Origin of the sequence: Chryseobacterium salivictor (assembly GCF_004359195.1) — a bacterium.
GTDB classification, from domain to species: Bacteria; Bacteroidota; Bacteroidia; order Flavobacteriales; family Weeksellaceae; genus Kaistella; species Kaistella salivictor.
Map to the genome: position 1 here is coordinate 1400634 of NZ_CP037954.1, position 22791 is coordinate 1423424.

The following is a 22791-nucleotide window of genomic DNA, read 5'->3' on the forward strand; positions in this document are numbered from 1 at the left end:
TTAGAGCCAATTTATATGATTTATATCATTTTGGTCTTATGTTTGATATTTAGTCAACAATAATAATTACTTAATATTAACATTAAAAATTTTAAAACTATGGGAATTTTAACTTGGATCATTTTTGGTCTTATCGCAGGAGCTATTGCAAAATTCATTATGCCGGGGAATCAGGGAATGGGTTGGTTACTCACCATTGTACTAGGAATCATAGGTGCTTATGTCGGTGCATTTGTCGGCCAGCTCTTAGGTTTGGGTGATGTAACAGGATTCAACATCGGAAGTATGTTTTTGGCTGTTGCAGGTGCCTTAATTGTTTTGTGGATTTACGGAATGGCCACCAAACGAGGTTAACCAAATAACTAAAAATTTAAAATCCCGCTCTGATTTTCAGAGCGGGATTTTTTGTTAGATTTCCCTAAAGGATTTAATCAATTTTAATTTCAAAAGGCATTTTCATCATTACGCCCTGCTGTAATTTCGGATTGGTTATTTGTTCAAATAGTCTGTAATTTTCTGTGCCGATTTTATTTTTAATCACTCTTGCAGAAATTTCATCTTCATCCAGATTTTTAAATAGTTGCTCGAACTGGCTCATTTTCTTTGGGTAAGCAGTTACGCTATAATCTTTCAGCTTTGCTTTTTGTGCTGCGAAATTGATCGCATCCTGTAATGTGCCCAATTCATCAACCAGACCGATTTCCTTCGCACGGCTTCCGCTCCAGACTCTTCCGCCACCGATTTCATCAATTTGGGCAAATGACTTTTTGCGGTTTTCTGTTACAAAATGTACAAATCGTTTATACGTTTTTTCTACGCTTTTGGTTAAAATGGTTACGCCACCTGGAGTAACCCCGTTTACGAAGGAGTACATATTAGAATTCGCATTGGTAGTGACCGGGTGAGATGTTAGGCCGTTTTTGTTTGCAGCTTCTTTAAAGTAAGGAATCATCCCGAATACTCCGATAGACCCAGTCAAGGTATTTGGTTCGGAGTAGATTTTATCTGCGGCCATCGCAATGTAGTATCCACCTGAGGCAGCGTAATCACCGAAAGAGACTGTAATGGGTTTTTTCTTTTTCATCTGTTCCAGTTCGAACAGGATTTCATCAGACGCGTTTGCGCTTCCGCCGGGAGAGTTTATTCTGAGGACGACTGCTTTTACTTTGTCATTATCTGCTATTTTTTTTATTTCTTTTACGAAATTATCTGCATAGATATTTTGGTATCCTTCGCCGTTATAGATTGCTCCGGATGCGTAAAGTACTGCAATCTGGTCCTCTTTTTTAGAAGAGTCGTCACTGAAAGAGTGGATGTATTTTTTAAATGATACTTTGGTGAGTTTGTCTTTTTTTGCCAGATTCAGTTTTGTTTTAATCATTTGATCGTACTCGCTTTTCTGCATTAACTTATCTGCTAATTTATAAGTTAAACTAAGATCAGGAATTGCTCCATAAAGACTGTCAACAACTGTTTTGAACTGTGCAGGATCAATTTTCCGTGAACTGGCGATTTTCTGTGAATTGACGGACCAGATATCATTTAATAAAGTTGAAAGCTGTTCTTTGTTTTCCGGCGACATATCATCTCTCATAAATGGTTCTACAGCGGATTTGTATTTTCCGTGTCTGATGATTTCTATTCCGATTCCGTATTTATCGGCGAAGCTTTTCATGTATAAAACTTCGGTTGATAATCCTTTTAAATCGATTCCGCCAGCCGGATTTAGAATGTATTGGTCAGCAACGGAACCAAGATAATAAGCGGCCTGGGAAACCACATTGCCGTAAGCATAGACGAATTTTCCACTTTTCTTAAAATCTTGCAGAGCGCCGCGAATGTCATCCAACTGAGTAAGGCCAGCATGGATTCCATCAGTCTCGATACTTATCCCTTTGATTTTATCATCAGATTTTGCTTTTTTAATGGCCTCAAGCATATCGAATATTAAAATATTTTTCGGCTTATCACCAAAGGCAAACATCTCATTCTGATCTTCCGTAGGGCTATCGATGATGTTGGTTTTAAAATCAAGGGTGAGTATAGTATTGTCTTTAATGTTAGGTTTTTGTTCACCGCTTAATGCGCTTGCTGCAATCATCATTATTAAAAACAGTGAAAACACGGCGGCTATAATAATAATAGCCACTATATTTGCCATAACATTTTTAAAAAAACTCTTCATAATTTAAATATTTCTACGATATGTCGCAACATGAGGTCACTTTGTTACTCGGAAGCAATTTAGGAAATCCTGAACATAATATTGGGGTAGCCCTCCTTAGAATAGAGGAAGAGATTGGTGAGGTTTTAAGGAAAAGTGAGGTCTTGATTACCGACCCTGTAGAGTTTGTTAGTAATAATATTTTTTGTAATATTGCATTAGTAATAAAAACACAATTTTCTCCTATAAAACTCTTAAATTATGTGAAATTAATTGAGAGACAGATGGGAAGGTGCGATGATACATTGATTTCAGGAGAGTACCAAGACAGAGTAATCGATATAGATGTAGTGTTTTTCGGTAATCTCAATTTCTGTTGTAAGGAATTAAAAATTCCGCATCACAAGCATTTATATCAACGTGAATTTTCTAGGAAATTGTTAGGTGAGCTATCGAAACACTAAAAACAACAATATGAAATTAAATTTATTATTAGCACTAGCAATACCCATTGCTTTTTGCGCGCAGAAGAATTCTGTTGCCGACACTCTTGGGAATTATCCCAACGCTTATTCCTCCGGATCCGCAAACATCAAACCTTTTGATAATTCATCAAGGATGTTTCGTGACTGGTCTGTTTCAGTAGGGGGTGGAGGTGCATTTATGCATAGTGCAGACGTTAATTCCTTTTACGATGGCAAAGTTGATTTTGGTTGGAATGCTTACGGAAGTTTAGATAAACAGATTTCTCATACCTTCGGATTGAGTTTGCTTTATCAAACGGGTAAGACCAATCAAAAAGCCCTGTTACCAGGAGCTGCAGGAGTAGCCGCAGGCGTGGCCACTGCTTACACAAAATATCATCAGGTTTCTGTCTTAGGTGATATTAATTTTTCTAATTTAATGCGTCGTACCGATAATCATTCGCCTTATAGATGGGCTTTGCATGGTTACGGCGGAGTTGGTCTTCAAGCGTATAACACCTTGTTATTAGATAATGATATGTCGAGATGGAGTACGACCCCAAACAGAATCCCTATCGAAATCGATCAAAAATTAGGCTTCGACAGTTTTTTTTTCCAAGTTGGAACGGGCGTGAAATACAATGCTTCTAAACTGATTGATATTGAAGCCAGAGCAATGTATATTTTTTCCGGTGACGACTCTTTCGATGGCGGTGGTTACGCAAGAAATTCCCGCCCGCCCTATAATGCGATAAAATCTGGTTCCTCTGATAATATGTTCAGCGTTAACCTGGGATTATCTTTTAAATTAGGAAAATATGATACTCATCTCGCATGGTTTGATCCTTTGCAGAATATTAATAACAGAATATATGTTTTAGATCATGCTGCAACGGATTTTGTAGTATGTGAAAAAGGTGATTTAGACAATGATGGGGTTTGTGACGATTGGGACAGACAGCTTGGTACTCCTGCAGGAGCGAGAGTGGATGGAGCTGGTGTTGCTTTGGATATGGATCTGGACGGCGTCATCGATCTGTATGATAAATGTGTCACTGTGCCGGGGCCGGTTGAGAATAACGGCTGCCCAATTAATGTGAATCCAAAATAAAAAGAATTAAATGTTGTATCTGACAACAATGAAGCTACCTTATTAATTGAGTATCCAATATTAATATGTAAAAAGGCTTGGAGAGCTTAAAAATAATGTGAAAAAATTGTGTTTACAAATAACATTTTTGTAAAATCTCCGCGTTAAATTTTTGCATCATTACTAAAAACGGATATTTATAAACTTAAAAAAAAACAAACGATATGAAACTAAATTTAACAAGTATTGCATTAGCGCTCGTATTGCCTACAGCGGTTTTTGCGCAGGATTCCATTACCAGTTCCACTGGTAATTATCCTAATCCTTATACTTCAGGATCGGCAACAGTATCACCTTTTACGCAAGAGTCAAAAAGATTTAATGACTGGGCTGTGTCGGCTGGTGCTGGGGTTCCACTGATGCAATCGTCTGACCTTACTTCCATCAAAAGTTACGGAGCGGGAAAAAATCTTTTTGGTTGGTCTGCTTACTTAAGTGTTGACAAAGCAATTACCCATGCTTTTGGTCTTAAACTTCAGTATGATAAAGGGGAATCAAGACAGGGATTTGTAAATACAAAAGATCATGTTGCTTCACCAAGTGGTGATGGAGCAAGAACACAATATGATGCGCTTTCTATTATCGGGGATGTTAACTTTTCAAATCTTTTGAGAAGAATAGATAATAAATCTCCTTTTAGATGGGCGCTTCACGGATATGCAGGCGCGGGTACGCTGGCTTATAGAGCGTACAGACAAGATGCCGGGCCTGTTTATAATCAGAGTTTAGTTACAGAAGTTAAACCATTTAAGTTTGGAAGTTTGTTTGGTCAAGCCGGTGCCGGTTTAAAATACCGGGCTACAAAATCCCTAGATCTTGAAGCAAGAGGGATGTATGTGGTGACCGGAGATGATGCTTTTGATGGCGCACGTACCAATACGATAAATGATAATGTTTCCGATAACTTAATTAATATTACCTTAGGAGCAACATTGAATTTAGGAAGACACGAATCTCACCTTTTCTGGCATGATCCATTGCAGGAAATTTATTATAAATTAGATGTATTGGCTGATAAAAACCAGGATGTTGAAGTTTGTAAAAAAGGAGATGCTGATAATGACGGAGTTTGTGATGACTGGGACAGACAGCTTAATACACCTTTAGGGGCAAGAGTTGATGGTGCAGGTGTTGCTCTCGATGCAGATTTAGACGGCGTAATCGACTTGTATGATAAGTGCGTAACTGTTCCGGGACCTGTTGAAAATAACGGTTGTCCATGGGATTTAAAATCTACTGTTTCTGATGAGACCAGAACATTGGAAGGGATTGAGTTTGATTTTGATTCAGACCGGATTCTTCCATCTAATACTCCAATCTTGAACAATGCAGTTAATTATATTAATTCATCTGAAGGTTCTTACTATGTAATCGGAGGTGCAGATGCCAGAGGCACCAATGCTTACAACCAGAAATTGTCTGAGCGAAGAGCGAATAATGTTAAAAATTATTTGATCAAAAACGGCGTGAATTCAGGTAAATTAGATGCGATAGGCAGAGGTGAAACCAACCTTAAATATCCAGAATGTGATCCTGCAACCAAATGTCCGGAATGGAAAAATAGAGCGAACAGAAGAGTTTACTTTGAAGCAAAGTAATTCTCTAAGCGCTTCTAAATACTAAAGAAAAAGCCACGTTAGCCGTGGCTTTTCTTGTTTTATGCCATCTATTTCAGTAATTTTACTCAATGATTTCTAGCCAGGATTTTGAAAAATTAAAACAGCAGACCTTAAAGCATTTTTGGGGTTACGATACCTTTCGGGATTCGCAGGAAACAATCATTAATTCAATTATTTCCGGCAAAGATACCTTGGCCCTGCTCCCAACAGGTGGCGGGAAATCACTTTGTTATCAACTTCCGGCTTTGGTTTTAGAAGGAACCTGTCTGGTGATATCTCCGCTTTTGGCTTTGATGAAGGATCAGGTTTATCAAATGAAAAATATCGGCATTGAAGCTGAATATCTCTCGTCGGAACTGGATGAATACGATGCCGAAATTATTTTTAACCGTTGCAAAGACGGCTTGACCAAATTACTGTACATTTCTCCCGAACGACTAACCAACAGGTTATTTCTTCAAAATTTAGAAGAAATTCAGATTTCATTTATTGCCGTAGACGAAGCGCACTGTATTTCGGAATGGGGGCAGGATTTCCGGCCGAGTTATCAGCATATCAAAGCCTTTAGAAATCAGTTAAAAAATATTCCCTGCATTGCATTAACTGCAACCGCGACTCCAAAAGTTTTACAGGAAATACAGTTGAAACTCAATCTGAAAAACCCGGCAATCTTTCAGAAAAGTTTTAGAAGAAGTAATCTTAAAATTGTCTCCGATGAAATTGCTGACAAATATGAAAGAATTCGAAATCTCCTGAAATATAATAATTCATCAGGAATTATCTATGTCAGAACCCGGAAAGAAGCCGAAGAACTTACCGCTTTTCTTCACCGAAATCAGATCACGAATGTCGATTTCTTTCACGCCGGGATTCCGGTAAAAGAAAAAAATGCGAAACAAAACCGTTGGCTTCAAAGTCAAAACCAGGTTTTGATCTCTACCAATGCATTCGGGATGGGAATCGATAAAGATAATGTGCGGTTCATTATCCATTTTTCTCCCGCGGCATCCATAGAAAATTATTATCAGGAAATCGGCCGAGCTGGTCGGGATGGCTCAGTTTCCTATGCTTTTCTACTTTGGAATGAACAGGAATTAAAGAATTTTGATCAAATTTTAATCAATCAAATTCCGTCGAAAGCAGAATTTCAGAATATTGTATCTTACTTGTATTCAACCTTTCAAATTGCTGAGAATGATTTGCCGGAAAATGTATTTCAGCTTCATATTCAAAGGATTCAGAAATTTACAAAAGTGTCTTTAGCAAAGATTAGAAATGTTCTTCAGTTTTTGCACCATCAGGAAATTATTTTTTATAATTATCAAAATTCTCTTTCATCACTTGAGCTAAAAATTGCGCCTGATGAAATCGATTTATTGCCAAAAAAAGACGCCTATTTTATCGAACTCTTATTGAGGGCTCTTTCGGGACTCACCACGCACAAAGTAATGTTCAGCGAAAAATCACTGAGTACCAAAATCGAGTCGGATCCTCATTTGATTAAAGAGCGACTTCGGGAACTGCAGCATCAGGGACATCTGGATTATATCGATGGCGCTTTGTCGAGTGTTAAGTTTTTGAAACACCGAGATCAGCGGGCAATAGAAGGAAAGTACTGGAATCTTTTTGCCCAGATCCAGAAAAACAAAATTCAGAAATGGGAGGAAATGAAATTTTTTGTCCAGAATAGTGAGTTTTGTAAAATGAAATTGATTTTATCTTATTTCGGTGAGAAAAATGTGAAAAACTGCGGACATTGCTCGGTTTGTGAACAACAGAAAGAAACGGTTTTCGGACGGGATGTTTCGAGAGAAATTTTAGAAATTTTGAAAAATGGTCCTGCAAATGTAGAAGAGATTTCCATTAAACTGAATTATTTTGTCAAAGAAAATATTTTAGAAAATCTGATTCACCTGCTCGATTCAGGTAAAGTAAAAATGCTCAATTTTAGAACATACTGTTACAATCACGATTAAAAGTGAATTGTTATTTATTAAATATCCTCAATTATATATTCAATGAAATCATTAAAAGTTATATTTTTCGGAACTCCGGAATTTGCAAAAACTTCCTTAGAAGCGATTCACCAATCCTCTCACGAAGTTGTGGGTGTGGTAACTGTTGCAGATAAAGCGAGCGGACGCGGACAGAAAATTCATCAGTCTGCAGTAAAAGAATTCGCCGTTGAAAATAACTTACCGGTTTTTCAACCCGAGAAATTAAGAGATCCTGAATTTTTAGAAGCGCTAGAGAAACTCAATGCCGACGTTTTTGTCGTGGTAGCATTTCGGATGATGCCCAAGATTTTATTTGAAATGCCGGAAATGGGAACATTTAATCTGCACGCCTCATTGCTTCCGGATTATCGTGGTGCGGCTCCGATTAATTATGCCGTTATTAATGGTGAGAAAAAAACGGGAGCGACTACTTTCTTTATTAATGAAAAAATTGATGAGGGAAATATTCTTCTGCAACAGGAACTCGAAATTTCACCTGAAGAAAATGCCGGCGAACTGCACGACCGTTTAATGGAAATGGGTGCGGAACTCGTCGTAAAAACCCTCGATGGACTGTCTGAAAACTCAATTCAGGAGAAGCCGCAACCGATTGTGGAACATCCAAAAAATGCTTTTAAAATTTTCAAAGAAGACACCCGAATTCAATGGAATCAAAACGCAGAAACCGTTCATAATTTCATCCGTGGAATGTCGCCTTATCCTGCTTCTTTTACGACCATTAAAATTGGAGAAGACGAAAAATTTTTAAAAATATTTAAAGGAAAATTTGAAAAGACGGAACATGATAAAACTCCGGGAACTTTAGAAATAGATAAACATCAATTCAAAATTTTCACAAAAGACGGTTTTTATTTCCCGCAAGAAGTTCAGCTGGAAGGGAAAAAAAGAATGTCTTTGAAGGATTTCTTAAATGGTTTTCAGCATTTCGATCATATTTCGATGGCTTAATTTAATTTCTGTTTTTTAATAAAATCCAGCCTTTATAGGAAACCGGTAAATTGGTGTCAGGCTCGGTCCAGTTTAGGATGTACCAATATGTTCCGGTCGGAAGAACGCTGCCGTTCATTTTTCCGTCCCAGATATAAGGAGTTTTCTGCGAGATAAAAACTTGATTTCCGTAGCGGTCGAAGATTTCAATTTTTACGTCTTTTTTAATGCTTAAATCAGAATAGTCCAAAACGTCATTTTTGCCGTCTGCGTTGGGCGTAATGACATTAATTAAATTGAGAATTAAAAATTCTTTTTGAACAGTTTCGCAATTCTGTGCGTCTTTCACATAAACTTTACGGAGTCCGCGTGGAATATTTGTCAAAGTATTGTAACTCTGGAAAGTAATATTATCCAAAGAATATTGATAAGGTGGGTTTCCGCCATTTACAAAAACGGTGGCGGTATTTCCGGTGACTTCTACATTGGTAATTTGCGGAAGTTCAGAATGTAATACATTAACTTCTTGTTGTAAGAAACAGCCATTTAAAGATTTTAATTGCACAAAATATTTACCAATACCAACATTATTAATGGAATTAACAGAATCACCTTCAGCAATAATTTCACCATTTTCGCGCATCCATTTGTAATAAGCAAAGATGTCTTCTACTTCTAATCTTGTTGTCGAATTTGGACAAATTATTTGATCTATAAGAAACGCAGATTTCTTTGGAGTTTTAAAATTAATGGTTTCAACTGGTGTGTCGCATTCGCTACTTTCAGTACGAACATAAATGGTTGTATCTTCGCTATATTGAATGGTGTCGATTGTATTATCGTTTCCTTCAATTGCATCTGTTTCATATCGATAGTATTTTACCTTAAAGTAGGATTTGTAATTTGAAATGATTTGGCTATTTAATTGTTGAAGGTAAATTGCGATAGGTTTTCCTTCATTATAGTTGCAAAAAGAATTGTTCGGATTGTAGATCGGTTTTTCCGCATATTCAATTTTGATAGACCCCTTTAATTTACAACCTCGGTCATCGATCAACACCTCGTAAGTGCCTGCGTCACGAACAGTGTACAATGGATTGGTAGCACCAGTAATGATGCCTTGGGCATTATACCACTGATATGTTGCCCCGGGAGCGGTGATCGAAGCATCTAATTGTGTCGTAGATCCTTCACAAAGTGCCGTTTGGGAAGAGATAACAAGGTCTGCTCCTAGATCTTTTATTCCCACAAAACTGCCGGCTTTTAGAAAAACTGCCGAGTCATAGAGTCCATTTCCTTCATCGGCAATAACGAGTTTAAGATGGTACTTAACCCCTGGAATAATATCGGTAATTGCATTTAAAATTTTGGTCTGGCCATTAAAATTTGTTGGACTTTCATATGGGTTGTATTGTGCGAAATATTGTTCATTAATTGCGGCGCATAACCCTCCAGGACCTCTTACAGTGCTAGATTTTATAGGAATGTTAGTGCCCGGAATTACGGCTAGATTTCTGTACGAATCTGAACTCCCAGCCTCTTTAATTAAAAAAGCAAATCCATCGGTAAAATTACATTGAGATCCTTTACCATCTACCAAATATTGCTCTGAGGCAAAGAGATATTCAAAGCTAATTCTATTGGTATTAGTCGCCGTAAAATCAAATTCTAGTATCGTTGCATTATAGGTACTGCTAACATTCAAGGCATCTTCTAAATCTCTGTCTCCGATCCAACGAGAGTCATTTCCGCTTTGGATGTAATCGTTCGGTCCTGGTGCGGTTAATGCATCACCTGTAGAAAGAAGAATTCCTTTCTCCATCTCAAAGGCACTGCCCGTTCGATCAAAATATCCGTAGCTCTTTTTTCCATTGCCAAAATCCCATCCCGAAATACTTACATTTTCAACGGAGATACAACTGGAACTTTGATTTCCAAAAAATACCTCTTTAACCAATTGTTCCGGAGTGTAAGTTTGGGTGTCAACCGAAATATATTGAGCGTTTAATGAAATGATCGATATTGTAAGGACAAACGTTAAAAAATATTTTAAAAGATAATTATTTCTCATACATAAAAATGGTTACAAAATTACTGCTTATAACCCGAAAAAAAAATCTCTTTCTAAAAATAGAAAGAGATTTTAATTATAATGAAGTTCGGGAAATTAAGTAAGGCTCGCTCTGATATATCCTACAACTTTCAAATCGCTGTTGATTGATTTTACATAATCAGCAACTGATACGCTTGAATCTTTGATGAAAGACTGGTGTACCAAAGTGTTGTCTTTGTAGAACCTCTGCATTTTTCCTTTAAGGATATTGTCGATAATGTTAGCAGGTTTTCCTTCTTTAGTCAATAATTCTCTTTCGATTTCTAATTCTTTATCAATCGTTTCCTGGGAAACCATCGTTTCATCCAAAGCGATTGGGTTCATTGCAGCAACCTGCATAGAAACAGATTTTGCAACTTCTGCAGCTCCATCTACATTTGCAGATAAAGAAGTAATAGCAGCAATTTTATTTCCAGCATGAATATAAGCTCCTAAGAAAGGTCCTTCGATTCTTTCGAAAGCACCGATTTCGATTTTTTCACCGATAATTCCTGTTTGCTCGATTAATTTTTCAGCAACAGTCATTCCGTGGAAATCAGAAGCTAAAAATTCTTCTTTGTTTGCATAGAAAATAGCCTGTTCAGCCAGTTCGTGAGCTAACTCTACGAAGCTGTCATTTTTTCCAACGAAATCTGTTTCACAATTCAAAGCGATAATTGCTCCCATGGTGTTGTCCTGGTTTACTTTCGCAATTACTGCACCTTCATGAGAATCTCTGTCTGCTCTGTTTGCTGCAACTTTCTGTCCCTTTTTTCTTAGGTTTTCGATGGCTTTATCGAAATCTCCATCAGCTTCAACCAACGCTTTTTTGCAGTCCATCATTCCTGCGCCTGTAATGTTTCTTAATTTAGCTACATCTGCAGCAACTGGTGTATACATATTCTTGTTTTTTTTATTAAAAATTGATTAAGTTAGCTAATGTTTTTAAGCGTTGCAAAGATAATAAATTTCGCACAAACTAAAAAGTACAATTTTCCGTTATTCCTAAAATGTAGAATTCTAAAAATTAATTCATTGATGAGAAAATCTATCTGTTTCTTATTGCTATTTATTTCATTTTTCTCTTACGCCCAGTCGAAATATACTGTCGGTCAGGTCGAGAAAAGTACCGATGTACAGGTCATTGCCAATTTTATTAAATTCAATCCTGATCATCCCAGAACTCCAGAGTTTAAAAGGAAGCTTTTCGCGGTGATGAACAACGACAAAACACCGGTTCAGCAGGCTAAAGTTGCGAAACCTACAATTACACCGGTCAATAAAACGACCCTTAAAAATGAAGTAAAAAAAGAGGTTGCGAAAAATGGTTCGAATGCCAACCATAAGGGAACTGAAGATTTATTGAATCATCTTTTCAATAATGATCCCAGCAGCAAAACCGCTTATGTGCTGATCAAAAATAAGTCGAAATGTAATTTGATTGTGAAACTCAGCGGAAAGAAATTTTATAACCTCAATATTCCGGCAAATAACGAAAACTTCATTATGGTAGAAAAAGGCAGTTATTCTATTACCACCATGGTTTGCGATGCAAAATATTCTTCGGCTAAAAATATTGCAAAAGATATTGTGATCACGCTGAATGCTCCGAAATAAAAATTTATTTTGAGAATTGATGGAATTCTTCTGTAAGTTTCAGATACTCGTCTGTATATTTTCTCGGAGATTTCTCAATGACGAAATCTGAATGATTGGCTTCTTTTTTCTGCAGTCCAAATTCTAAAATCAGTCGTTTAGGTTTAGCATCTCTGATGCCGTAAATCTGTATTCTTTTGTTTAAATACAGCGATTTTTGGGAACAATATTCTTCAAACAATACTCCGGAGTCAAAAGGGATAATGACCGAAAGCAACCCTTTTTCAGATAATAAATCCGATGATTTTTCAACTAAAAACCCGAAGGAAAGTTCAGTTTGCTGTCTCGCGGTAATGTCTTTTTGGGACGCGTTTTCTTCAAAATAAGGAGGATTCGATACAATTAAATCGTATTTTTCTTTTGAATTAAACTTTTTATAATCCTGCAGAAAAACCTTTACTCTGTTTTGGAATGGTGAGTTTTCGAAGTTTTCTGCGGCGAGCGCTACTGCATTTTCATTAATGTCGATGGCATGGATTTCTGCCTGAAGATTTCTTTGGGCCAGCATCAGTGAGATCAAGCCTGTTCCTGTACCCACTTCCAGAATGTTTTTCGCGTTGTTTACCGTAGAAGCGGCACCGAGCAAAACACCGTCTGTTCCAACACGAAATACCTTTTTCGATTGCTGAATGCTGAATTGTTTAAAATGAAAAGGTTTCACTGAAAGTAGTAGATTTTGGTATTTTTCACAAAAATAGCGGCTCGGAATTGTACTGCGTCCCGCGCTGATGATTTAGTTATTTTGAACGGATTTCATGTTGTTTGGAAGTGAAATGGTAAAAGTCGATCCTTTTCCAAGTTCAGATTTCACTGAGATTTCACCTTTATAATCTTCCACCATTTTACGGACCATCGTTAATCCCAATCCCATTCCGCTCGACTTTGAAGTGAAATTAGGTTCGAAAATCCGGTTGTAGTGATCTTCGGAAATACCGACACCATTGTCTTCTACGGTGATGATAATCCTTTTTTGCCGTTGTTCTACATCTACATTAATAATATTTTCACGTTCATCATCGGTTGCCTGTCTCGCATTAGAAACCAGATTGGTGATGATTCTGGACAAATATATTTTATCCATTTCGATCATTATTTTTTCTTTATTGGTGTGGAAATATATTTTTTCGTCGCTGAAAATATTAATAATGTTTTTTATTTCCTTATTAAGGTTAAAAACCTCGTTATTCTTTTCGGGCAACTGGGCAAACTGAGAAAAAGCATTTGCAACTGTGGCAACCAAATCAATTTGATCTACCATTGTTTTGCTCAGATGTTTTACTTTATCATATATTTTCGGGTCATTCGGGTCAAATTTTCTTTCAAAATTCTGAATGGTCAGTTTCATCGGTGTTAAAGGATTCTTTACTTCATGAGCAACCTGTTTCGCCATTTCGCGCCAGGCTTCCTCTTTATCTTTAAAACTAAGCCGTTCTTTCTGTTCCTTAATCTGCAGAATCATTTTATTATAGGCTTTTACCAGTTGATTCAATTCATCATTCTGGTAATAGCGGATGGGTTGCGGATCATTTTCGAAAAGAGTGATTCTATTGATAAGGTCAGAAAATTTGGTGACCGCTCTGGTTAAGTGATTCGAGATAATCCAGCTCAGCCAGACTCCAAATCCAATCACAAAAAGATTAACAATGAAAATGTAATTGAGGTATTTGTTGAAGACGCTTACATACGAGGCATCGTTGTGATGATAAGGGAAATATACAATAGCAATCGGCTCCAGCATATTGTTTTTCAGAATCATATAGGAAGAGGTTACGTTGGAACCCGTTTTCGGATCGTAGTTTTGAAAATCAACTCTTTTGTCACTTTTCAAAACCTGATTGATCACTTCTAAGGAAAGTTTTTTGTTGGGAATAAGATTAATGTCTTTATTAGAAATTACAAAATTCCCGTTCAAGTCATAAATGATAATGTCCTGATTGTTGATATCTGCGATTTCGAAAATTGCGTTGGACAAGATTTTCGGTAAATCGTTGGTTTGCACCTGGGTGTGACTTACCGCGTAATCGAGGGCAGACATGAGCGATTCGGCTCTTTTCTGCAAATCGGTTCTGCTTTGTTCGGTCGCATTGTTCTTTAAAATAAAATAGGATAAAGTTGAAGAGCCTGTGATGCTGAGAAAGCAAATCAGCAGAAAACCCCAGAAGACTCTATTTCTTAAACTAAAACCTTTGTATTTAGAGAACGGCATTTTTTTTCATCAATTTATTAACATATTTTCCGATGATATCGAATTCCAGATTTACGGTGTCGCCCACTTTCAGCGTTTTCATATTGGTGAATTCCCAAGTGTAGGGAATGATCGCAACTGAAAAATCATCGGAGCCACTCTCGGCAACAGTTAAACTAATGCCGTTTACCGTAATGGAACCTTGCGGAACAGTTGTGTATTCATCGGTGTTTTCGTAGGAGATAGTGATGAGAAAACTTCCGTCTTTGTCTTGTATTTTCTCTACAATACCCGTTTTGTCAACATGACCCTGAACCAGGTGACCATCTAGCCGTCCATCGAACTTCAAACACCGTTCCAAATTCACTTCAGTGCCGATCTTCCACTTGCCGAGATTCGTTTTTTCTAAAGTTTCATCAATGGCGGTGACCCGATAGTGGGTTTCTGTAATTTCGACAACAGTTAAACAGCAGCCGTTGTGCGCGAGACTTTGGTCAATTTTTAATTCCTGGGTGAAAGGACAGTTTAAAATAAAATCGATATTGCTTTCGTTATGATTGATCGCTTCTACAATCCCGGTTGCTTCTACAATTCCTGTGAACATGTTTTTGATATTTTTTAAGAGAAAAGATGAACTGAAAATCAATTAATTCCTTAGAATTAAAATAAAGTAATAGTAGTTAATCCTAATTTGTTAAATTTGTAAAATTCTATTAATTTTCAAAGATAATAAAAATGAGTCCGAAACAATATAAAATAAAAGTGGGAATTTCTATCGGTGATTACAATGGAATCGGTCCGGAAATTATCATGAAATCTCTGAAAGATAAATCTATTACCGATTTTTTTACGCCCATTATATTTGGTTCGGGAAAACTGTTTACCTATCAGAAAAACATTTTCAAACTTCAGCATAATTTTAATTATATCACAGAAGTTGCACAGGCGCAGGACGATAAAATAAACATGGTGAATCTCTGGAAAGACAATGTGAATGTAAATCTAGGCACTCCAACTGAAGAATCTACCCGAATGGCAATCGATTCTTTGGAAGCCGCGACCAATGCTTTGATAAATGGTGAAATTGATGTTTTGGTTACCGCTCCCATTAACAAAGAGGAGATGATGAAACACGGTTTTCAGCATGCAGGACACACCGGTTATCTGGAAGAGAAATTTGGCAAAAAAGGCCTGATGTTTTTAGTGACAAATGATTTAAAAGTTGCGGTCTCTACACATCATATTCCGCTTGCCAGCGTTGCGGAAAATATTTCTAAGGAGAAGATCAAAAAACAAATCAAACTTTTGAATCAGTGTTTAATTGAGGATTTCTGCATCGAAAGACCAAAAATCGCAGTGTTGGGTTTGAATCCGCATGCGGGCGATGGCGGAACGATCGGCAGAGAAGAAATCGAAATCATAGAGCCGGCAATCCGAGAATTGTTTGATAATGGCGTTTTGGCCTTTGGACCTTATCCTGCAGACAGCTATTTTCAACCTGGTAAATATAAAAATTTCGATGCAGTTTTGGCCATGTATCATGATCAGGGTTTAGCGCCGTTTAAAACACTGGCTTACGAAGAAGGGGTAAATTACACCGCCGGCTTGCCTTATGTCAGAACTTCTCCCGATCATGGCGTTGCTTATGATATTGCCGGTAAAAATATTGCGGATGAACAGAGTTTTACCGAGGCAATTTTCATGGCCATCAAAATCTTCAATAACAGAAAAGAATATAATGACTTAATAACCAATCGGATGCAGCCGCGTAGAAGCTCTTCTGCTAACAGCCCCGATGAGGATCTGCCGGTTGATCGAGCCTAGTAAATACGCCCGGAAAATATTTACTACAGATTTGTTTAAGATTAATTTGTAATATTAAAAAAAATGCATATTTTTGCACACTCATTTTATGGACAAGTTTAGAAACTACGATATTGAGTTTTCGGGACTAAAAAACGGAAAACACCAGTTCAGGTTTGAGATAGATAAGAAGTTCTTTCAACTTTTCGATACTGAACAAGAATTTACAGAGCCTAGAATAGTTGCTGATGTCCTTATGGATAAGCATACTACTTTTTTAGAGCTTTGGATTAAAACTTCAGGGACGGTTAATTTAGTTTGTGATATTTCAAACGAACATTTTGACTATCCGATAGCACATGAAATTGAAGTTTTGGTAAATTTTGGGGAAGAATATGATGACAGCGATATTGATGTGATTACCATTCCAAGAACGGATCACGCTTTCAATGTTTCGCAGCTGATTTATGAAGATGTGATGCTGTCGATCCCAATGAAGAAAGTTTCGCCTAATCTTTCAGAGGAAGATTTAGAAATTCTGGAAAAGTTCAGTCCAAAAGATATTATTGAAGAAGAACCGGAAATTGACCCACGGTGGGAAGCATTGAAAAAATTAAAAGATTAAAAATTAAATAGTTTAAAATGATGAGAATTGAGAAATCAAATACTCATCGCTCATCAAATTAAAAAATTATAAGAAATGGCACATCCAAAGAGAAGACAATCGTCAACAAGAAGAGATAAAAGAAGAACACACTACAAAGCAGTAGTTCCTCAATTGGCAAAAGATGCAACATCAGGTGAAATGCACTTGTATCACAGAGCACACTGGCATGAAGGTAAATTATACTACAGAGGGAAAGTAGTAATAGAAAAAGAAGTAGAAACTGCAGAAGAGAATTAGGCTTAAAATCTAATGAAAACTCTGTTTTTATACAAAAACCACTCAATTTTTTCAATTTTGAGTGGTTTTTTATTGTTTTTTAGTATCTTTGACATAATAAACAAATACCAATTATATGGACATTAAAGACATCCAAAATCTTATAAAATTTGTTTCTAAAGCTGAGGTTTCAGAAGTAAAATACAAAACTAAAGATTTCGAAATCACCATTAAAACTCCGCTTGCAGGAAGCGAAATGAATTATATGGGTTCACCTGCAGTTTATCACACTGCGCCGCAGCAAGCGCCTGCTTCAGCACCAGTTGCTGCAGTTGTTGCTGCACCATCTGCACCGTTGGAAGACGACAGTAAATTTATTACCATCAAATCGCCAATGATTGGCACGTTCTACAGAAAGCCAGCTCCAGACAAGGATCTATTTGTAAATGTGGGGGACGAAGTTACTGAAGGAAAAGTAGTTTGTGTCATTGAAGCAATGAAATTATTCAACCAAATCGAATCTGAAGTTTCCGGGAAAATAGTGAAAGTTCTGGTAGACGATGCAACTCCTGTAGAATACGATCAACCGCTATTTTTAGTTGATCCTTCTTAAGTAATTTTAAATGATAAATTATATATTTTAGATGAGAATTCATTTGAAATAATTTAAAATTTAAGATTCAAAATTTAAAATTCTTAACAAGATGTTCAAAAAAATACTAATCGCCAACCGCGGCGAAATTGCAATGCGAATTCTTCGTACCTGCAAAGAAATGGGAATTAAAACCGTTGCCGTGTATTCTACTGCAGATAAGGACAGTCTCCATGTGAGGTTTGCTGATGAAGCAGTTTGTATCGGACCGCCGATGAGCAAAGATTCTTATCTTAAAATACCCAATATTATTTCAGCAGCGGAAATTACCAATGCTGATGCAATTCATCCCGGTTACGGATTTTTGTCAGAAAATGCAAATTTCTCCAGAATCTGTCAGAAAAACGGGATCAAATTTATTGGTGCATCTCCTGAACAGATCGACAGAATGGGTGACAAAGCGAATGCTAAAGCAACGATGAAAGAAGCTGGGGTGCCATGCGTTCCAGGTTCAGAGGGTCTTATTGATTCTTACGAACATGCTGTCGAACTCGCCAAAGAAGTCGGATACCCCGTAATGATTAAAGCGACTGCCGGTGGTGGTGGAAAAGGAATGCGCGCCGTTTGGAAAGAAGCGGATATGAAGCAGCTCTGGGAATCTGCAGTCCAGGAAGCGGTCGGCGCTTTCGGAAATGGCGGAATGTACATGGAAAAACTCATTGAAGAACCACGTCATATTGAGATCCAGATTGCTGGTGACCAGTATGGAAGGGCATGTCATTTATCAGAAAGAGATTGTTCCGTACAAAGAAGAAATCAGAAGTTAACTGAAGAAACTCCGTCGCCGTTCATGACCGATGAACTTCGTCAGAAAATGGGTGATGCTGCTGTAAAAGCTGCAGAATATATCGGATATGAAGGAGTAGGAACCATCGAGTTTTTGGTTGATAAAAACCGTGATTTCTATTTTATGGAAATGAATACCAGAATTCAGGTAGAGCACCCAATTACAGAACAGGTTGTAGATTTTGATTTAATTAGGGAACAAATTCTTTTAGCGTCCGGAACTGCTATTTCAGGGATTAATTATTTCCCGAAGCTGCATTCCATTGAATGTAGAATCAATGCTGAAGATCCTTTTAATGACTTCCGGCCGTCACCGGGAAAAATCACAGGACTGAATATTCCGGGAGGACACGGTATTCGTGTAGATACCCATGTTTATTCAGGGTATTCGATTCCGTCCAATTACGATTCGATGATTGCAAAGTTAATTACCACCGCACAGACACGGGAAGAAGCGATTGCGAAAATGAAACGTGCCTTAGAGGAATTTTATATTGAGGGCGTGAAAACGACTATTCCTTTCCATAGACAGTTAATGGAAAACGAAGATTATCTCGCAGGAAATTATACCACGAAATTCATGGAAGATTTCAAAATGGATAAAAAATTTGATAACTAATATCATTTATATTTAACAAAAGCTGCCTCTTTTTGAGGCAGTTTTTGTTTCAATACTTTTCAATTATTATCGTTAAATTTGTAAAAAGAAAAAAATGTCAGAAGCTACTCAACAAAAGAATTCTCAGTATTATATTGATTTAGAAAACGAATATGGCGCCCACAACTATCATCCGCTTCCTGTGGTTTTAGACAGGGGAGAAGGGGTTTTTGTCTGGGATGTTGAAGGTAAAAAATACTATGATTTTCTTTCTGCATATTCCGCGGTGAATCAGGGGCATTCTCATCCGAAAATTGTCGGTGCTTTGGTAAATCAGGCGAAGAAGTTGGCTTTGACATCGCGCGCTTTCCATAACTCAAGTTTGGGAGAATATGAGAAGAAAATAACTTTACTTTTCGGATTTGATAAAGTTTTACCGATGAACTCAGGTGCAGAAGCAGTGGAAACAGCAGTAAAATTAGCCCGGAAATGGAGTTATGAAGTGAAAGGTATTTCTGAAAATGCGGCCAAAATTATCGTATGTGAAAATAATTTTCATGGAAGAACTACGACTATTGTTTCTTTTTCAAACGATCCTGATGCCAGCAAAAACTACGGTCCTTTTACACCGGGATTTATAAAAATTCCATATAATGATATCGGTGCTTTAGAAGAAACTCTGAAAAATGATGCGGAAAATATCGCGGCATTTTTAGTGGAACCTATCCAGGGTGAAGCCGGCGTTTACGTTCCGGATGCAGGTTATTTAAAAGCTGCTTCGGAATTATGTAAAAAATACAATGTTCTTTTCATTGCAGATGAAGTACAAACCGGAATCGCAAGAACCGGAAAACTGATCGCCTGTTATCACGAAGAGGTACAACCCGATATTTTGGTTTTAGGAAAAGCCATTTCCGGCGGAATGTATCCCGTTTCTGCAGTTTTGGCCAACAACGAAATTATGAAGGTGATAAAACCGGGTCAACATGGTTCAACTTTCGGTGGAAACCCGATTGCCTGTGCGGTTGCGATGGCTGCACTGGATGTGGTAGAGGACGAGAAGCTTTCTCAAAGAGCCGAATCTTTAGGGAATCTTTTCCGTTCAGAAATTGAAAAAGTGATTGCGAAAACTTCACTCATTACCAAAGTCCGTGGGAAGGGTTTATTAAATGCAATTCTCATTAATGATACTCCGGAAAGTTCTACGGCCTGGAATCTTTGTTTGAAATTAAAAGAAAACGGCTTACTGGCAAAACCGACTCATGGCAATATTATCAGATTGGCGCCGCCTTTGGTGATTACCGAAGAGCAACTTTTGGACTGCGTTTCGATTATCGAAAAAACCGTTTTGGAGTATATAAAATAATGGGAGTCTCGGTCGCTGTTATCACCTATAACGAAGAAGAAAATATCAAAAGATTTCTGGATTCAGTAAATGATATTGCCGATGAAATTATTGTTGTTGACAGTTATTCTAAAGATAAAACCAAAGAGCGCTGTTCGGAATATTCCCAAGTGAAATTTTACGAAAAAAAATTCAATGGTTACGGGGAACAGAAAAATTATGCCTTAGATTTATGTACCAATGAATGGGTGCTTTTTCTCGATGCCGATGAAATTCCAGATGAGGAGTTGAAAAAGTCCATCAGAAAAATTGTGGATTCCGGCAATTCTAAATTTGAGGTGTACGATATTAAATTTAACAATTATCTCGGCACGCATCTCATTGAACATGGAGGCTGGGGAAGAGTTTTCCGTGAAAGATTTTTTAAAAGAAATGCGGCAAAGTATTCTCCCGACAGAATTCACGAGTATCTGATGACCGATAACGACAAAGGATCTATAAAAGGAAGTATTAATCACTACACCTACCGAAACATCCATCATTATCTGTCGAAAATGAATAATTATTCTGATATGATGGCCGAAAAAATGTTTGAAAGTGGTAGAAAAGTGAACCAGTTGAAAATAATCGTAAATCCTCCTTTTCAATTTTTCAAAACTTACTTCCTTAAGCTTGGATTTCTGGATGGTTTTGCGGGTTTCTATATTGCAAGAACAATGGCTTTTTATAATTTTATGAAATACATTAAACTATACAGCATAATAAAACGCAGCAAACTGGAAAAAAAATCAGCACGATGATATTTTTTGCTATTCTTTTGGGCTTGTTTTTCAGCTATTTTCGAATTTATCTTTATTTTTTTCCGCGAAAAAGACTAACTATCCTGATGTACCATAAAGTGGAAAAGGAAGGAGATACAGAACTTACGGTGAGTGCAGAAAATCTAGAAAAACAGTTTAAATATATAAAGGAAAAAGCTTACCGGTCGGTTTTTTTTAAAGAAATCCATTCCGAATTCAGGAAAAAAATTATCATTACCTTTGACGACGGTTACTATAACAATTACGAATTTTTACCGTCGCTGCTTCAAAAATATGATCTTAAAGCGACCATTTTTATTTCCACTTCCTTTATTGAAAACGGATATGATGAAAATAAAATGATGGGTTTTGAAGATCTTAAAAAGCTCAGTTCAAATTTTTTCGAAATTGCACTCCACAGTCATTCGCATCAAAATTTCAGAACTTTAAGCAACAGTGAAATTGAAAACGATTTAAAATTGAATATGCAGATTCTGGAATCTCATCAAATTCAGTATTCAAAAGTTTTGGCTTACCCGTACGGAAAATATCCTAAAAATGGTGCAGAGCAGGAAAAGCTTTTTCATACTTTAAAGAAATTAGGCATTGACTTTGCCGTAAGGATTGGCAATAAAATAAATTATTTCCCAAATGCGAAACCTTACGAACTTTGCAGAATCGACATCAAAGGTGAGGACTCGCTGCAACGCTTTAAACTTAAATTAATATTGGGAAAACTGAAACTTTTTTGATTTTTTATACGTAAATTACTCAAATACGAATAAAGAAATGATGCTTAAGGAGAGAATAAGTGGTTTAATAATCACTTTTAATGAAGAGAAAAATATTCAGGAAATTCTGGATTGTTTTACATTTTGTGACGAAATTATTGTGGTGGATTCATTCAGCACGGATAAAACGGTAGAAATTGCCTCGCGGAATCCGAAGGTAAAAATCATCCAGAATCCATTCGAAGATTTTACAAAACAACGCAATCTCGCCCTGGAATCTGCAAAAAATGATTGGGTTATTTTTCTGGATGGCGACGAAAGAATAACCCCGCAACTTCGCGCAGAAATCTTCAAAGAACTTAATAAGTCCGATAAAAAAGACGCCTACTATTTTTACCGCCAATTCTTTTTCGCAGGAAAACCCTTACACTATTCCGGGACGCAGACCGATAAAAACTTTCGTCTTTTCAGGAAAAGTAAATGCAGATATACCGCGGGGAAAAAAGTGCATGAAACGCTGGAGGTCAATGGCAGTATTGGTGAACTCAGAAACAAACTTTTGCATTATTCCGTGGCCGATTATGAGTCGTATCAAGAAAAAATGATCCATTATGGCGAACTGAAAGGGAAAGAGCTTTTCGCTAAAGGTAAGAAGTTCAGTAGCTTAATTATGTATATTAAAATGGCAGCAAAGTTTATTAAAACTTATTTTTTACGGCTGGGATTTCTTGATGGTAAAGAAGGATATCAACTTTCGGTATTGCAGACCCTGAGTGTCTATAAAACGTACGAATCCCTTAAGAATAGTGAAAAAAATGACTAAATTCGTAGCTGGAAATTATACTCAAAAATAACAAGCCTCAAACGTAATTTTTTTAATGATTCAACGTTAATTTTGGTCAAACTGAACTGTAAATA

General features: G+C 37.0%; 22 protein-coding genes. 16 read left to right on the forward strand and 6 right to left on the reverse strand.

Going from position 1 to position 22791, the window contains the following annotated elements:
• The first annotated feature begins 99 nt into the window (after positions 1-99).
• Entirely contained in the window at positions 100-354 is a 255-nt protein-coding gene (locus NBC122_RS06530; protein WP_133439613.1) for a GlsB/YeaQ/YmgE family stress response membrane protein, read from the forward strand.
• Between the two features lie 73 nt (positions 355-427).
• Here the strand turns inward: NBC122_RS06530 and sppA are convergent, their stop codons facing one another.
• Positions 428-2185: a signal peptide peptidase SppA gene (gene sppA, locus NBC122_RS06535; protein WP_133439614.1), complete on the reverse strand. Its 1758-nt coding sequence runs from the start codon at positions 2183-2185 to the stop codon at positions 428-430.
• Between the two features lie 20 nt (positions 2186-2205).
• On the opposite strand from sppA, the gene folK reads away from it, so the two are divergent.
• The 5 genes from folK to fmt all read left to right on the forward strand — a co-directional run bounded on the left by folK (position 2206) and on the right by fmt (position 8363).
• The gene (gene folK, locus NBC122_RS06540; RefSeq protein ID WP_133439615.1) at positions 2206-2628 is read left to right on the forward strand and encodes a 2-amino-4-hydroxy-6-hydroxymethyldihydropteridine diphosphokinase; all 423 of its coding nucleotides are present in this window, start codon (positions 2206-2208) and stop codon (positions 2626-2628) included.
• A gap of 10 nt (positions 2629-2638) precedes the next feature.
• The gene (locus tag NBC122_RS06545; protein WP_133439616.1) at positions 2639-3739 is read left to right on the forward strand and encodes an OmpA family protein; all 1101 of its coding nucleotides are present in this window, start codon (positions 2639-2641) and stop codon (positions 3737-3739) included.
• Between the two features lie 203 nt (positions 3740-3942).
• On the forward strand, positions 3943-5376 hold the full coding sequence (locus tag NBC122_RS06550) for an OmpA family protein (RefSeq protein WP_133439617.1): 1434 nt from the start codon (positions 3943-3945) through the stop codon (positions 5374-5376).
• Between the two features lie 89 nt (positions 5377-5465).
• Complete coding sequence (locus NBC122_RS06555; RefSeq protein ID WP_133439618.1) at positions 5466-7373, forward strand: RecQ family ATP-dependent DNA helicase; 1908 nt, start codon at positions 5466-5468, stop codon at positions 7371-7373.
• 42 nt (positions 7374-7415) lie between these two features.
• A complete protein-coding gene (gene fmt, locus NBC122_RS06560) occupies positions 7416-8363 on the forward strand; it encodes a methionyl-tRNA formyltransferase (protein WP_133439619.1) in 948 nt (315 codons plus the stop codon).
• A gap of 1 nt (position 8364) precedes the next feature.
• Here the strand turns inward: fmt and NBC122_RS06565 are convergent, their stop codons facing one another.
• Together NBC122_RS06565 and tsf are read right to left on the reverse strand one after the other, a co-directional pair.
• Positions 8365-10413 carry a choice-of-anchor L domain-containing protein gene (locus NBC122_RS06565; RefSeq protein ID WP_133439620.1) on the reverse strand — a complete coding sequence of 683 codons (2049 nt, stop codon included), beginning with the start codon at positions 10411-10413 and terminating at the stop codon, positions 8365-8367.
• Between the two features lie 96 nt (positions 10414-10509).
• Positions 10510-11334, reverse strand: a complete 825-nt coding sequence (gene tsf / locus NBC122_RS06570; protein WP_133439621.1) for a translation elongation factor Ts — start codon at positions 11332-11334, stop codon at positions 10510-10512.
• Positions 11335-11472: 138 nt separating this feature from the next.
• Here tsf and NBC122_RS06575 point away from each other — a divergent pair, with 138 nt between their 5' ends.
• Positions 11473-12051 carry a DUF6759 domain-containing protein gene (locus tag NBC122_RS06575; RefSeq protein ID WP_133439622.1) on the forward strand — a complete coding sequence of 193 codons (579 nt, stop codon included), beginning with the start codon at positions 11473-11475 and terminating at the stop codon, positions 12049-12051.
• 4 nt (positions 12052-12055) lie between these two features.
• Here NBC122_RS06575 and NBC122_RS06580 read toward each other — a convergent pair whose 3' ends face one another.
• From NBC122_RS06580 to NBC122_RS06590, 3 genes are all read right to left on the reverse strand, one after another.
• Positions 12056-12751, reverse strand: a complete 696-nt coding sequence (locus tag NBC122_RS06580) for a tRNA1(Val) (adenine(37)-N6)-methyltransferase (RefSeq protein WP_133439623.1) — start codon at positions 12749-12751, stop codon at positions 12056-12058.
• Positions 12752-12823: 72 nt separating this feature from the next.
• The gene (locus NBC122_RS06585; RefSeq protein ID WP_133439624.1) at positions 12824-14296 is read right to left on the reverse strand and encodes a sensor histidine kinase; all 1473 of its coding nucleotides are present in this window, start codon (positions 14294-14296) and stop codon (positions 12824-12826) included.
• Positions 14283-14879 (reverse strand): riboflavin synthase, encoded by a 597-nt coding sequence (locus NBC122_RS06590; protein WP_133439625.1) that lies wholly within the window; start codon positions 14877-14879, stop codon positions 14283-14285. The genes NBC122_RS06585 and NBC122_RS06590 overlap by 14 nt, the downstream gene beginning before the upstream one ends.
• A gap of 131 nt (positions 14880-15010) precedes the next feature.
• Here NBC122_RS06590 and pdxA point away from each other — a divergent pair, with 131 nt between their 5' ends.
• From pdxA to NBC122_RS06635, 9 genes are all read left to right on the forward strand, one after another.
• Complete coding sequence (gene pdxA / locus NBC122_RS06595) at positions 15011-16099, forward strand: 4-hydroxythreonine-4-phosphate dehydrogenase PdxA (RefSeq protein WP_133439626.1); 1089 nt, start codon at positions 15011-15013, stop codon at positions 16097-16099.
• An 88-nt stretch (positions 16100-16187) separates the two neighbouring features.
• On the forward strand, positions 16188-16703 hold the full coding sequence (locus tag NBC122_RS06600) for a YceD family protein (RefSeq protein ID WP_133439627.1): 516 nt from the start codon (positions 16188-16190) through the stop codon (positions 16701-16703).
• A 75-nt stretch (positions 16704-16778) separates the two neighbouring features.
• Positions 16779-16982, forward strand: coding sequence for a 50S ribosomal protein L32 (gene rpmF, locus NBC122_RS06605; protein WP_133439628.1), 204 nt, complete (start codon positions 16779-16781; stop codon positions 16980-16982).
• A gap of 115 nt (positions 16983-17097) precedes the next feature.
• The gene (gene accB, locus NBC122_RS06610; RefSeq protein WP_133439629.1) at positions 17098-17574 is read left to right on the forward strand and encodes an acetyl-CoA carboxylase biotin carboxyl carrier protein; all 477 of its coding nucleotides are present in this window, start codon (positions 17098-17100) and stop codon (positions 17572-17574) included.
• Positions 17575-17665: 91 nt separating this feature from the next.
• Positions 17666-19018, forward strand: coding sequence for an acetyl-CoA carboxylase biotin carboxylase subunit (accC, locus tag NBC122_RS06615; protein ID WP_133439630.1), 1353 nt, complete (start codon positions 17666-17668; stop codon positions 19016-19018).
• Positions 19019-19112: 94 nt separating this feature from the next.
• Positions 19113-20363: an ornithine--oxo-acid transaminase gene (gene rocD, locus NBC122_RS06620; protein ID WP_133439631.1), complete on the forward strand. Its 1251-nt coding sequence runs from the start codon at positions 19113-19115 to the stop codon at positions 20361-20363.
• Complete coding sequence (locus tag NBC122_RS06625; protein WP_133439632.1) at positions 20363-21142, forward strand: glycosyltransferase family 2 protein; 780 nt, start codon at positions 20363-20365, stop codon at positions 21140-21142. Before rocD ends, NBC122_RS06625 begins: the two co-directional genes overlap by 1 nt.
• Positions 21143-21240: 98 nt before the next feature.
• Complete coding sequence (locus NBC122_RS06630; RefSeq protein ID WP_165983201.1) at positions 21241-21894, forward strand: polysaccharide deacetylase family protein; 654 nt, start codon at positions 21241-21243, stop codon at positions 21892-21894.
• A gap of 37 nt (positions 21895-21931) precedes the next feature.
• Positions 21932-22696 (forward strand): glycosyltransferase family 2 protein, encoded by a 765-nt coding sequence (locus NBC122_RS06635; protein ID WP_133439634.1) that lies wholly within the window; start codon positions 21932-21934, stop codon positions 22694-22696.
• The last annotated feature ends 95 nt before the right edge of the window (positions 22697-22791 follow it).